A 14,310-nucleotide genomic window follows, 5' to 3' on the forward strand; every position below is an offset into this window, starting at 1 on the left:
CCTCCATTTCATGTACTCTCAGAACTTTTTAGATAAATTCTTTAGTATAAATTCTTTACTTTAAATTCTCTTTCCGCTTCTCTTCTCTGGTCATTCTTTGCAATGGTCTGACGTTTATCATATAACTTTTTACCTTTTGCAATTCCAATCTCTACTTTTACCAGACTTCCTTTAAAATAAACTTTTAATGGAACTAAGGTAAATCCTTTTTCTGCAATTTTTGCTGCAATTTTTCTTATTTCATACTGATGAAGCAAAAGCTTTCTTGTACGAAGCGGGTCTTTATTAAATATGTTTCCCTTCTCATAAGGGCTGATATGCATCCCATATACAAATACTTCACCATGTTCAATCTGAACAAAAGATTCTTTGATACTGCATTTTCCCATACGCATGGATTTTACCTCTGTTCCTGCAAGCTCAATTCCTGCTTCATAGGTATCTTCAATAAAATAATCGTGATACGCCTTTTTATTATTTGCAATCAGACGACTCCCTGATTCTTTTGCCATTTTTCTTTCCTTCTTTCTACTCTTTTTATTCTTCGTCCAGATAAGAGAAAACTGCTGTTTTCTCTTTTGCAGGGAGAAAATCTACCGTTCTTGTTGCAAGGTCTGCTCTTAACACCTTAACCCGGATTTTCTGTCCCATTTTATAGACCTTTCCTGTATCCTCTCCTGTCAAAGTATAATGTTCTCTGTCATATTCATAATAATCATCCGTAAGCAGATTGACATGCACCAGTCCTTCTATCGTATTTGACAGTTCCACATAAAAGCCCCATTCTGTCACACCGGAAATAATTCCTTCAAATTCTTCTCCAATATGTGCCATCATATATTCCGCTTTCTTCATTTTGACAGTTTCACGTTCTACTTCTTCTGCTCTTCTCTCAAGCATACTGGAACGACTTGCCACGTCCGGAAGAATTTCCTTATAATGCTGTTTTTTCTCCTTTGTAATCCGGCTTCTTAAATTTTCTTTAATAATTCTATGAATCTGTAAATCCGGATATCTTCGGATTGGAGAAGTAAAGTGGCAGTAATATCTTGCTGCAAGTCCAAAGTGCCCAATACAGTCCGTCGTGTATTTCGCCTGTTTCATTGAACGCAGTAACAATCTCGCAAAAAATGGTTCACATTCGAGTCCTTCTATTTCTTTTAATACCTGCTGAATTTCTTTTGGGCTTACATTCTCTTTTGCCTTCTTTACTTTAATTTTTCCGGCACGAATCATGGAAAATACACTCTCAATTTTTTCTGAATCCGGTTCTTCATGCGTACGATAAACAAACGGAATTTCATTAAAATAATATTCCTCTGCCACTGTTTCATTCGCAAGCAACATAAAATCCTCAATCAAATCCGTTGCTGAATTATGTTCATACTCATAAATATCGACAGGTTTTCCATTTTCATCCAAAATCACTTTACTTTCCGGAAAGTCGAAATCAATTGCACCTCTTTTTTTGCGGTTTTTACGAACAATTTCGGATAACTCTTTCATTAAAAAGAACATTGGAACTAATTCCTGATACTTCTTTGTTACTGCTTCGTCTGCATGCGTCAGAATTTTATTGACATTTGTATAGGTCATTCTCTCGGTTACATGAATGACCGTCTCTGCAATTTTATGTCCTACCACATTTCCCTTTTTGTCAATATCCATCAGACAGCTTAAAGCCAGTCTGTCTTCACCGGCATTTAAAGAACAAATTCCATTGGAAAGTTTCTTTGGAAGCATTGGAATTACACGGTCTACCAGATACACACTCGTTCCTCTTTTTAAAGCTTCACGGTCAAGTGCGCTATTATACTGCACATAATTACTGACATCCGCAATATGAACACCAAGACGATAGAATTCTCCTTCTTTTGTCAAAGATACCGCATCGTCCAGATCCTTTGCATCTTCTCCGTCGATTGTCACCATGGTCCAGTCACGTAAATCCATTCTTCCAAAAAAGTCACCTTCATTTAATTCCGTTTTAATTTTTTCTGCCTGGTTCATAACTTTTTCCGGAAATTCCATCGGAAGTTCATAACTTTTTGCAACAGATAGGACATCTACCCCTTTTTCACCTTCATGTCCCAAAATTTCGATGATTTTTCCCTCTGGATTTCGTTTGCTGCTTCCATATTTTTTTATCTGCGCAATTGCTTTGTCACCAGTTACCGCATTTTTCATACATTCAATCGGAATAAAAATATCTTTTGTAATTTTACGGTTGTCCGGAATTAAAAATCCAAAGCTGTCACTTTTTTCGACTGTTCCAACTACACTTGTCACAGTATGCTCCAGAATTTTTACAACTTTTCCCTCTCGTCTGTGACCTTCCCGTTCTTCTTTTACAATCTGTATCTGAACGAGGTCTTTATAAAATGCACCACAGGTATTTTCTTCCGGAATATAGATATCCGTTTCCTCATCTTCTATCTCAACAAAACCAAACCCTTTGGGATTACTGATAAATGTTCCTGTCAGATACGCTTCTTCTCGTTTATTTTTTCCCCGCTTTTCTTTTTTCTCTCTCTTTTCTCCTATTCGCTCTTTTTTACCCGATTTCTTTGCATCTTTTCTCTTTTCTTCTCTTACAGCTTCATAACGCCCCCGTTTATTAACCGTAATTTTTCCTTCTTCTAATAAAGCATCCAGCGTTTTATGAAGTTCTTCCCGCTTTCCTGCCGGTATCTGAAGTAAAACTGCCATATCTTTTGCCCTCATCGGGGTATATTCTTTACAGCACATTACATCATAAAGCATTTTTTTTCTTTTCTTCAAATTATAATTTTTCTTCAAAATTCGCTCCTCTCTTGCTTCTCCGCCTGCATCGGTTTACTAAGCAACACTTTTCCCATTCACCGCAGTACGAACCCCGCAGAACTTTTTTTATTTCATAGGACACAATTTCTTATAATATAAAAATATGACACCCCTGCATGACTGCAAGAGTGTCATTTTTAAAAGTTCAGATTCAAAACTAAAGCTAATACAAAAAACAGAATTCCCATAATTTTGGTTGCTTTTACAAGAGCGCCTTCCATAGAACGTCCCTTATTTCTTCCCCAATAGGTATCTGCCATGCCTGCAATTGTTCCAAGGCCCTGAGATTTGCCTTCCTGCATCAGAATAATCACAGTCAATCCTATACAATCAATAACGAATAAAACCGTTAAAACTATTCTCAAAATCTCCATGCGTACACCTCCTAATCGCTAAACATATTCAGTTTAACATAGTATTTCGGAGATTTCAACTCTTTTTTAGGGATTCCCCCGCAAATGGATTTCGGTATCTGGCTTCTTGTTTCAATTCATCTTCGATTTGCAGTAATCGGTTATATTTTGCTGTTCGTTCTGCTCTGCAGGGTGCTCCGGCTTTAATCTGTCCTGCACTGCAGGCAACTGCCAAATCTGCAATAAATGTATCTTCACTTTCACCAGAACGATGAGAAATCACGGCACGATACCCAGCTTTTTGCGCAGTCTGAACTGCATCCATTGCTTCAGTTAACGTTCCTATCTGATTTACTTTAATCAAGATTGCATTTGCAGAATTTAATTCAATTCCCTTTTTTAAACGTTCCGAATTTGTTACAAATAAATCATCACCGACAAGCTGAATATTCTTTCCAAGTTCATCCGTTAACATCTTCCAGCCCTGCCAGTCCTCTTCATCCAAAGCATCTTCAATTGATACAATTGGAAATTCTTTCGTTAATTCTTTATAATAAGCGGTCATCTCATCTGTTGTCCGATAGATTTCTTTTTGCATCGCCTTAGATTCTCCGGGAAAATAATACTGTTTTCGCTTCGAATCATACAATTCACTCGCTGCTGCATCCATTGCATAACAGATGTCTTTCCCAATCTGATACCCACTTTGTTCAACAGACTCGTTTAAAATCAAAAAGATATCCTTTGCATTCGCCAGATTCGGTGCAAATCCTCCTTCATCTCCAACTCCGGTTGATAATCCTCTTACTTTTAGTTGTTGTTTTAACTTCTGATACACTTCTGCACACATACGAAGTCCCTCTTTGAAAGTTTCAGCTCCGGTCGGCATAATCATAAATTCCTGAAAGTCTACCGTATTATCCGCATGTCTTCCTCCATTTAATACATTCATCATCGGTACTGGCATCTGTGTCGTATAAGTTCCGCCAAGATACTGATAAAGCGGCAGCTTCATTGCTTTTGCTGCTGCTTTCGCCACAGCAAGGGAAATTCCTAAAAGTGCATTTGCACCCATATTGGATTTATTTTCTGTTGCATCTGCTTCTTTTAGAATCCTATCGATTCTGCATTGATTCAATGCATTCTCCCCTAAGATTTCTTCTGCCAGCACCCTATTGATATGATTAACCGCTTTTTGTACCCCAAGACCCCAATAACGATTTTCTTTATCACGCAGTTCAACCGCTTCAAATTTTCCCGTCGATGCTCCGGACGGAACAATCGCTCTGCCTGTGATACCATCTCTTCCTATGATTCCTTCTCCCACCGTGATTTCCGTCTCAACGGTCGGATTTCCTCTGGAGTCCAAAACTTCTCGTGCATATACTCTTCGTATTGGCAAGTATCGATTCATTTGAATACCTCCTGTGTCTTTACATTCCTTCACAATTAGTATTCTCTTGATTTCCTGAAACTATGCTAATTTAAGTCAAAGTCAAATTTCCAGTGCAGTATAAGTCAAGCGGATATTCGCAATCCGCTTTCGCTACTTGCTCATAACCAAATAGCTGCTACGCAGCTTATCAGAAGAGGCTTGCCCCTCCTGATACAAGCAAGTCCCCACCTCTGCTTATTGCTTTTTGCAATTGAAGCAGGGGACTTCCTTGATTTGGTTAAATAATTTTCTTATATGCAAGCTTGAAGCGAGGGAATGCTTATCTACGTTCCATGTATGAATTAAGACAGCTGATTCTGATTTGCCAGTACCTGCCATACTGCGGAAGGTGTTGTCACATCATTTGAAGTTAAGTCAGTTGTCTGAATTGCATATGCCTGCACATTGATTTCAGTTTCCGATTCTTCCAATCCTGTTCCATCTGCAAATTGTTGTCCCTCAATTACATTTAAAAATGTAATTTTATCAAAAAGAGCAGATGTGGATGCGTTCTTTGCAAGTGCACTACAGGATGCATTACTTCCATAAGCATAAATATATTCAAATGCAGTTGTCTTTCCATTTTCTGTTACTGCTTTTGCATCCCCTAACTGAATCCATCCTTTGTTAATCTCCCAGGAATATAACTGCTTTAATGCTTTTTCATTTTTTGTTCCATCTTCATTTGCAGTAACTAATTCCGCTGCCGGCACAGTCACTTTCATAAATACAAACGCATCATTAATCCCAGTATTTGTAATGGTTGGGTCTTTTACCAATTCTTTTCCCGGAACAATATTTTCTTTCTCTTTATCTGGAACTTTATCCCAGTTTGGCTCTGTCAGCGAAATGTCTACTTTACCGATTGTAATATGATTTTTTGCCTGCTCGCTGTCTGTAAAGTACGCCATTGCACTTCCTGTTACCATAACCAGTGTTAATGCACCTAAAATTCCTGCTGTCATTTTTTTACTTTTTCTCATAATCTGTTCTCCTTTTTAGATATTATAAATTTTTTAATTTGTAATTTTAGTGATTTTAAAATTTGACTTGTATTTCTTTGAATTTCTTTTGATTTGTTTTTTGGATTTGTTTTTCAAATTCGTCTTTTGAATTGATTTTGAATTACAAATAGACTAAACAGTATCAAACTGCCGATGAGAAGTGAAACCGCCATCTGTTTTTCTGTTCTTAGAAATAAAAAACCAATATATGGCAGTCCAAAGAGTTGTTTTCCTTTAATTTGATCCCATCTGACCACTCCTATGTCTTGTGTTTCATTTGCATCTCCTTTCGTAATGAATCCTTTTTTGGTGCATCGAACGATTCGATGTAATACCAGTTGTCCGTCTCCCCGTTCAAATGCAACTATATCTCCTGTTCCAAGTTTTGATTTATCCGCCTTAAAATTTACCCAGCAGATACTGCCGGTTTTGACTGCCGGTTCCATAGAACCACTTTTTACAGCCACCGGTTTAATCCCTGCGACACAGCCTGCCAGATTGATAACAAGACCTATCAAAAGAATTTGGAATAGAATACTACCTGATAAATAAAGCATTTTTTCAAATCTTTGTCTCATTGTTTTTGTCCTTTTTTAAAGAGAAATAGATAAGTATGACTCCTGCTGCCGAAGCTGTTGCGAAAAAAAATGGCATCTTTTTTGTCTCATCCGAGGTTTTTGGGGCATTCACAGAACTTACAACTGTTTTTTCTCCCTGCCATTTCTCTTCCTGTTCTTGCTGTTCTTCTCCAATTGCTTCTACGGTTACTACCACATCTACTGTGTTTTCCGTATAATATTTTTTAATTGCTTTATTTTCTGTATACCTTGTATCCCATACTGGTGGAATTCTGAATCCTTGAAATATATCCACAGATTCTCCTTTTTTCAGTTTTTTTCTATAATAATAATATCCATCTGTCTTATCATAACTCCAATCTTTGGACATTCCTTCAAGCAAATCAACTGTAATCGGAATTTCTACTTCTTCTCCCATTACCATTTCTATTTTTACCCGAATTTCACACTCCGACGCCACATTGGTTACTCTTGGGATTTTTACAATTTTCTGCCCCGGAAGTGTATCTGACAGATTTTTCCACGCTGTTTCTTTTCCTTTTTCATCCAACGTATACTCTTTTAATTCAATATCTACTTCACCATCTGCTTTAGAAAGCTTCGATACTGCTTTTTGTTCTGTATTCTGAATTCTCTTATCTGAAGCAGACGCAGCTACTGTTTGATTGTCCATCTTTAAAACCTTTGCATGCTGATTTCTTTCAAAATGTTCCCAGGCTTCTTTCCATTGATTTTTTTCAAAATTGCCCTGCTGATAGGACTCTGCATAAACTAAAACAGAAAATCCTTTCTCTGTCACTTCTGATGGAGCATTTTCTTTTATCTGAATCTCTTCCAGCAGATTTGTGGTCTGTTTTTTCACTTCTACTGCTTCCCGATAATAATAATATCCATCTTCCTCAAGACTCCACTTTGCTTTATCTATATCAAATTCAAGGTACGGAAGAATCTCTTCTGAACTTAATTCCAGACGGCATCGGATAAAACAGTCCGATTTTCCCAGATTTTTCATACAGACTTTTTTTGTAAAATGACTTCCTGGTTCGATTTTTTCAGGAGGGTCAAATTCTTCAACAATTTCAATATTACTGTCTCCTACCGTTATTCGATTCCTCTTTTCTTCCCTGTCACTAAAATAAGCCGAAACAGAAGCAACACTGATATCCAATACAACTAAAGCAATTACACTAATCCACAAAAGGCTGTATTTCTTGTATATTTTCTCTTTTCTACCTGTTCTTTTTTTCATTTTGATTTTCATTTTGCATCACCTGCTTTCCCCGGAATCACATTTTCACAATAACTGTCATCAGACCAGTCCTGCCATTCCTTTTTCTCGTTTACAAATACGGCACTTCCTTTTTCATTTTGCTTTAAATCAAATACGACCGTCTCTCCTTTTCTGACACCACCTGAAATTTCTTTGATGTCTTTTAAGACATACCGCATCACTTTTATCTCTTTTGCCGTATAAATTCCTTCCATTAGATGTTCAAACGTCACTTTTGCACGAATTGTCCCATCAGAGTTTTTATTCTTTTCTACATACTCTCTGGTAAACGAAACCGCTTTATGATAAACACATTCTGTGCCATCCACTTTCGTCCCTCTTACTTCAAATAAAAACACCGGTTCTCCATTTGCAAAATTAATCTCTTTTTCTAAGATTTCTTTTTCCAGTTCAATGGAAACTTCTTTTGGAACATGGACAGGTTCTTGTGATTTCACCTCAGCACGGTAAATTGTCTGATTTACATCTGTATTGGAAAATGTTACTGTGTAAGTCTGTGTATCCAGTTCATACCCTGATGAAGCCTCAATTTCTTTTACGGTATAAGTCCCTATCTCCAGTGCCTTACTCGTTGCCTTTCCATTTTCATCTGTTACCATTTTGTCTGCTACAATATTTTTTGCGTTTCGGACTTCATATACCGCACCTTTCAGACTCGCATTTTTCTGTGGTTTATCCAGTCCGGTTTCTTTATCCAGTTTTTGAAGATCAATGTAACATTTTACATCTTTTTTTGGAACTGTTGCTGTAACTTTTGCTGAATGTCCTACATTTCTTCCTCCACCTTCTAACAGTGTTACTTTTTGAAAATCATCCGGGTTACTGACACTTAAATAATTCCATCCCGAAAGAAATGCGGAATGCGTTCCATTTACAGAAGCTGTTATCGTTCCTCCTTCTGCCTGTAATTCCAAGTAAACAGACAACGGAATCCAAAGTCGAAAATCAGAAGAATCTCCACTGTCTTTCCAAATGACTGTCGCATTATGGTCTACTGTAATTTTTCGTGACTGAATATATTCATTGCAGTTTACCTGTCCATCATTTAATTTCTGAGAAATCCATTTTGTCATATATCCTGCTTTTCCGTTATAACTCTGCGCACTCCATGTCACAGAAGTATCGGATAACGAATATTTAAAATTCTGCCATCCATCTTCAAACGGATTATAATAGACAGGATTTATTGCATCTTCTGTCATTTTTTTTACTATTTTATAAAAGGATTCTTTTTTCGAACTATTTAAGAGATGACTATAAAATGTATTTAAAGAATATTCGTTGTTTACGATATGAATTGCATACTGAGTTGCCATATAATCATATTTCCAGCCATATCCGGTCTGATAACCACTCCAGACACTCTGTTCTCCAATATAACGACATCCCCAATATAGAAGATATGCAAGACTTGGCGCAATTCTGCCAGAACCATTCCAGCTCACATCGCCAAGTGGGCCATCTTTATTATACTGCAGGCAGTATACCGCACGTTGTTTTCCCTTTAAATCCGGATTATTTTTATCCGTAGCTGCCACATACTTAATCGAACTGTTCATCTTATCATTGGCGCTCATCAGACCAGAATCAAAACTGGCAAAGGATTCATTCCATTTCACCTCTAATTTACTGCTTGTCGCACTAAATAAATGAAATGCTTGATTTTTTTCATAAAGACCTGAGTCAACCAGTTCCGGTTCTAATTCTTCTAACAATTTGTCCTGTTCAAATTTTTCTTTTAATTTTTCTTTTTCTACTTCTTCTTTTTCTAATCCGGCTTTTTCTACTTCCTCTTTTTGCTTTAATTTTGATTCTTGTGTCTCTTTTGAAGTTTCCGTTTCTAATATTTCTGATTCCGATATCTTCGATTCCGGCATTTTTGTTCCTGACTCATCTGTGTCTTGTGACCCTGATTCTTGTATTTCTGATTTTTCTTGTAACTCTCCCTCCATTACATTTTCCTGCTCCTGCACGGTTGTATTTTGCATTTCCAAGTCAGAAGCCCAGACAGCTCCTGAGAAGGTATTTCCCCACATCAAGGCAGAAAGACCTAAGGCAAACAGTTTGTTTCTACATTTTCTCCAGGACATAATTACCCCTTTCCGCATAGCTACACAGAAAAAAGCGTAAAAAATCCTCGAACTTTCCTTTTTCTGTATATTCATGCACTATTGTATTTTTGAAAAGTTGAAATTTTTGACCGAATGGTCAGGATTAAACATACAGACTTGATTTTTTCTGTATCTGAAGTGTAATGAAATAATAACATATCTGTTTTAAAAAAACAACTCGGAATATTTACTAAATACTTTCCAGGCAATTTCACTTATTTTCAGTAAAAACGCAGATACTCTCCTAAATTAGAAGATTCTCTAAAAAAGTTTTATATCTGTCAGGAATCTTTTTTTCACAAGCAATAAATAAAGACTTGAAAAAGACCTCAAGAGATAGAAGGACTTTCCTCCATCTCCTGAGGTCTTATAATTGAATTAACAATCAAAATCTAAAATTTTATTTTTTAATTAACAGAGATTTTCCTGTCATTTCTTTCGGCTGTTCCATACCCATCAGTTCAATCAGAGTCGGAGCGATATCTGCCAGACAGCCACCTTCTCTTAATCCATAAGCCGGGTCTGCATTTACCAGAATAAATGGAACCGGATTTGTTGTATGAGCAGTAAATACTTCACCTGTCTCATAATCCCTTAACTGTTCTGCATTTCCGTGGTCTGCACAGATAAACATCTGTCCGTCTACTTCTTTTAATGCATCTACCGCTTTTCCAACACACTCATCTACTGCTTCTACAGCTTTGATTGCAGCTGCTTCCACACCTGTATGACCAACCATATCCGGATTCGCAAAGTTGATGATAATGACATCGTATTCTTTAGAACGAATTGCAGAAGTCAGTTTATCGCATACTTCATAAGCGCTCATTTCCGGTTTTAAGTCATAAGTTGCTACTTTTGGAGATTTTACCAAAATACGATCTTCTCCTTCATTCGGTTCTTCTACGCCACCGTTAAAGAAGAATGTTACATGCGCATATTTTTCAGTTTCCGCAATACGCGCCTGTTTCATATTGTGTGCTGCAAGGAATTCTCCAAATGTATTTTCGATAGAAACTTTGTGGAATGCAACTTCTTTATTTGGAATTGTTACATCATACTCTGTAAAGCATACATAAGTTAAATCCAGTCTCTTTTCTCTTGCAAATCCTTCAAAGTTATCATCACAAAATGCTCTTGTAATTTCACGTGCACGGTCCGGACGGAAGTTAAAGAAGATAACAGAATCTTTATCCTGAACCGTTCCAACTGGTTTTCCATCTTTTACAATAACCGTCGGCTCTACAAATTCATCTGTTTTTTCTGCTTCATAAGAAGCTTTTACTGCGCATACAGGGCACTCTGCCAAAATTCCTTCGCCTTTTGTCATTGCATTGTAAGCTTTTTCTACACGATCCCAACGGTTATCACGATCCATTGCATAGTAACGACCTACTACTGTCGCAACCTGACCGACACCAAGCTCTTTCATCTTGTCATTTAATTCTTTGATATATTCTTTTCCACCTGTTGTCGGTGTGTCACGTCCGTCTAAGAAGCAATGTACAAATACTTTTTCCAGTCCTTCTCTTTTTGCCAGCTCTAACAGTCCATATAAATGTGTGTTATGGCTGTGTACACCACCATCAGATAATAATCCGAATAAATGCAGGGCAGAATTATTTTCTTTTGCATTTTTTACTGCTTTTAACAGTGCTTCATTTTTGAAGAAATCTCCATCCTGAATTTCTTTTGTAATTCTTGTCAGTTCCTGATACACAATACGACCAGCGCCCATATTTAAATGTCCAACTTCTGAGTTTCCCATCTGACCTTCCGGAAGTCCTACTGCCATACCACTGGCATTTCCTTTTACAAACGGGCACTGAGCCATTAACTGATCCATAATCGGAGTTTTGGCTTCACATACTGCATTTGCCTCACATCTATCATTGAGTCCATATCCATCAAGAATCATTAATACGGTTGGTTTTTTACTCATAATTTCTCCCTTCTGTTTCTATCACTTTTTCTGCTTTGTCTGTCTTAATTTCTCACAGTAACTTATTATAGCACGAATCAGATTTTGGGTAAATCCATTTTTTCTGAATTCTTTTATGCCAGTACTTTTGAAAGAAATTCTTTTGCCCGGTCACTCTTTGGATGTTCAAAAAACTCTTTCGGAGAACCACTCTCTAAAATATATCCCTCATCCATAAACAGAATACGGTTTGCCACTTCTTTTGCAAATCCCATTTCATGAGTAACAATAATCATGGTCATGCCTTCTTTTGCAAGTGCCTTCATCAGGTCTAATACTTCTCCAACCATTTCAGGGTCAAGTGCACTGGTCGGCTCATCAAATAAAATCACATCCGGATTCATTGCAAGAGAACGAACAATTGCAACTCTCTGTTTCTGACCGCCTGATAAAGTAGACGGATACACATCTGCTTTGTCCTCCAGACCAATTCTCTTTAACAGATTCATTGCCTGCTCTTTTGCTTCTTTTTGAATTTCTGCTTTGGATGTCGTAATCGGAATTAATTCTTCTTTTTGTTTGGAAAATAAATTTTTGATTCGGATTTTGATATTTTTTCTTTTATTTTTACGAAGCTCCTGACATTTTACATAGACCGGAGCAAGCATAATATTCTGAATTACTGTTTTATTATTAAACAGATTAAAATGCTGGAATACCATTCCCATATGACGGCGGTGAATATTAATATCCACTTTTATATCAGCAATATCTACACCATTAAAGATAATGCTTCCGCCTGTCGGGTCTTCCATACAGTTTAAACAACGTAAAAAAGTACTTTTTCCAGAACCTGAAGGTCCTAAGACAACCACGATATCACCTTTATTAATCGTTACGCTGATATCTTTTAATACTTCGGTTTCACCAAAGCTTTTTTTCAGATTAATTACGTCTATCACTTCTATTCAGGCTCCTTTCTAACAGTTTAATCAACAGTGAAATAATTAATACCAATACAATGTAAATCATAGCCATTACAAGATAAGGTACCATAAATTCATAACTATTGCTTCCAATGTAACTAAATGCCACATATAAATCTGCCGCACCGACAAAACTTACAACAGAAGTCTCTTTAATCAAAGAAATAAATTCATTTCCCAGCGTTGGCAAAATATTTTTAACCGCCTGAGGAATGACTATTTTCACCATTGTAACACCGAAACTTAATCCGACTGCGCGTCCGGCTTCTAACTGTCCGGAGTCAACAGACTGAATACCACTTCTCATAATTTCAGAAATATAAGCGCCACTGTTTAATCCAAATACAACCATTGCCACCTGAACACCGGTAATATGCACCCCAATAATCGGCAGAAGCACATAATAAAATACCAGCAGCTGTACTACCATAGGTGTTCCTCGAAAAAGACTAACATATACACTGCAAATTGCATTTAATACTTTCGGCAGACGTTTATATTTTGGCAGCACACGCACAGTCGCAATCAAAGTACCGATTACAATACCAATAATCAAACCGGTAATTGCAATCAGGAGTGTATTTTGAAGTCCCTGTACTACCTTTACATATCCGTTCTGCTGCAGAAAAATTTCAATAAATTTATCAATCTTCTGTCCAAAATTTCCCATCTTATCACCTTTTGTAAAGAAAAAAGCGGACGAAATTCTGCCCGCTTTTTTAGTTTATCTGTTTCGCTTCCTGTTTCTTTTTTATTATCTACAGGAATTTTTTTTACTGCATTGCATTAATTGCTTCTGTAATGCAGGCAGCCGGTGCCGCATCAATAATTACATATTTGAGGTTTCCATTTACTAAGTCCTGTACCGCAAGAGAACCATTTTTGTACTGTACACATTCAGCCGGAAGCCCTGCAAAATCCCAGTCATCGCTTCCCTCAATATAGTACTGTGCGGTTGTTCCTGCCTGTACACCAATCTTGTCAGATGAAGTAGTTTTCTGAAGTAATGCTTCTACATCTGCTGCTTCTTTACAGTCATCAAATGTGGTATCATCTGCTTTCACAATCAGACGCTGAGATGCCTGATAATAAGTATCTGAGAAGTTTACATATTCCTGTCTTTCTTCATTTACAGTCAGACCTGCCATTGCAATATCACATTTGTGCTGTCCAACAGAAAGGCACACTGCATCAAAATCCATGTTCTGGATTACCAGTTCCTGTCCTAATTCATCAGCTAACATAGAAGCGATTTCCATATCGATTCCGTAGTAATCTTCACCCTTTGTATACTCAAATGGCTCAAATGCTGCGTTTGTTGCAACAACAAGCTGATCTTTTGAAGTATCAAGCTGTGCTGATTTTACTGCTGTCGGTTCTCCACCGCCAAAGTATTTCTGACAGATGTCATCTAATGTTCCATCTTCTTTGATTTTTCCGATGAAATCATTGACCTGTGTTAAAAGCTCTTCCTGGTCTTTATCTACACCAAAAGCATATTCTTCATTTGTCAGATCGATATCAATTACTTTTACTCCTTTACTACTTCCTGCGGAATCACTTTTCGCAGAACCGCTGTTATCAGAAGCGGATTTACTTTCTCCACATGCTGTCATGGAAACTGCCATAACAGAAGCTAACACTAATGCAAATAATTTTTTCTTCATTTTGTTTTCTCCTTCTTTTATTTATTCATGATTTTTACCTCATGATGTATTAATATTCAGCCTAATGCATTATACCAGTTTTAAAGCAGAATTTCAACATTTAAAATCCCGATAAAAAAGAACGACTCCGACCAGCTCAAA

12 protein-coding genes are annotated in these 14,310 nt (G+C 37.1%); all 12 read right to left on the reverse strand.

Going from position 1 to position 14,310, the window contains the following annotated elements:
* Positions 1-41: 41 nt before the first annotated feature.
* The 12 genes from smpB to ACYQ2D_RS04280 all read right to left on the reverse strand — a co-directional run bounded on the left by smpB (position 42) and on the right by ACYQ2D_RS04280 (position 14,169).
* The gene (smpB, locus tag ACYQ2D_RS04225; protein ID WP_117456663.1) at positions 42-512 is read right to left on the reverse strand and encodes an SsrA-binding protein SmpB; all 471 of its coding nucleotides are present in this window, start codon (positions 510-512) and stop codon (positions 42-44) included.
* A 25-nt stretch (positions 513-537) separates the two neighbouring features.
* On the reverse strand, positions 538-2,763 hold the full coding sequence (gene rnr, locus ACYQ2D_RS04230; RefSeq protein WP_459785305.1) for a ribonuclease R: 2,226 nt from the start codon (positions 2,761-2,763) through the stop codon (positions 538-540).
* Positions 2,764-2,960: 197 nt separating this feature from the next.
* Positions 2,961-3,197, reverse strand: coding sequence for a preprotein translocase subunit SecG (secG, locus tag ACYQ2D_RS04235; protein ID WP_022304401.1), 237 nt, complete (start codon positions 3,195-3,197; stop codon positions 2,961-2,963).
* A gap of 55 nt (positions 3,198-3,252) precedes the next feature.
* Positions 3,253-4,590 carry a phosphopyruvate hydratase gene (gene eno / locus ACYQ2D_RS04240; protein WP_022304402.1) on the reverse strand — a complete coding sequence of 446 codons (1,338 nt, stop codon included), beginning with the start codon at positions 4,588-4,590 and terminating at the stop codon, positions 3,253-3,255.
* 323 nt (positions 4,591-4,913) lie between these two features.
* On the reverse strand, positions 4,914-5,594 hold the full coding sequence (locus ACYQ2D_RS04245) for a TasA family protein (RefSeq protein ID WP_022304403.1): 681 nt from the start codon (positions 5,592-5,594) through the stop codon (positions 4,914-4,916).
* Positions 5,595-5,707: 113 nt separating this feature from the next.
* On the reverse strand, positions 5,708-6,193 hold the full coding sequence (locus tag ACYQ2D_RS04250) for a signal peptidase I (protein WP_117456659.1): 486 nt from the start codon (positions 6,191-6,193) through the stop codon (positions 5,708-5,710).
* A complete protein-coding gene (locus tag ACYQ2D_RS04255) occupies positions 6,177-7,454 on the reverse strand; it encodes a hypothetical protein (RefSeq protein ID WP_459784736.1) in 1,278 nt (425 codons plus the stop codon). The genes ACYQ2D_RS04250 and ACYQ2D_RS04255 overlap by 17 nt, the downstream gene beginning before the upstream one ends.
* Positions 7,451-9,574 carry a SpaA isopeptide-forming pilin-related protein gene (locus tag ACYQ2D_RS04260; RefSeq protein WP_459784737.1) on the reverse strand — a complete coding sequence of 708 codons (2,124 nt, stop codon included), beginning with the start codon at positions 9,572-9,574 and terminating at the stop codon, positions 7,451-7,453. The genes ACYQ2D_RS04255 and ACYQ2D_RS04260 overlap by 4 nt, the downstream gene beginning before the upstream one ends.
* Positions 9,575-9,995: 421 nt before the next feature.
* Positions 9,996-11,537 (reverse strand): 2,3-bisphosphoglycerate-independent phosphoglycerate mutase, encoded by a 1,542-nt coding sequence (gene gpmI / locus ACYQ2D_RS04265; protein ID WP_022304407.1) that lies wholly within the window; start codon positions 11,535-11,537, stop codon positions 9,996-9,998.
* Between the two features lie 113 nt (positions 11,538-11,650).
* Positions 11,651-12,478 carry an amino acid ABC transporter ATP-binding protein gene (locus ACYQ2D_RS04270; RefSeq protein WP_022304408.1) on the reverse strand — a complete coding sequence of 276 codons (828 nt, stop codon included), beginning with the start codon at positions 12,476-12,478 and terminating at the stop codon, positions 11,651-11,653.
* Positions 12,462-13,172 (reverse strand): amino acid ABC transporter permease, encoded by a 711-nt coding sequence (locus ACYQ2D_RS04275; protein ID WP_022304409.1) that lies wholly within the window; start codon positions 13,170-13,172, stop codon positions 12,462-12,464. The genes ACYQ2D_RS04270 and ACYQ2D_RS04275 overlap by 17 nt, the downstream gene beginning before the upstream one ends.
* A 103-nt stretch (positions 13,173-13,275) precedes the next feature.
* Complete coding sequence (locus ACYQ2D_RS04280; protein ID WP_022304410.1) at positions 13,276-14,169, reverse strand: transporter substrate-binding domain-containing protein; 894 nt, start codon at positions 14,167-14,169, stop codon at positions 13,276-13,278.
* Positions 14,170-14,310: the final 141 nt, after the last annotated feature.

The sequence above is a fragment of the Blautia stercoris genome, from assembly GCF_054657695.1.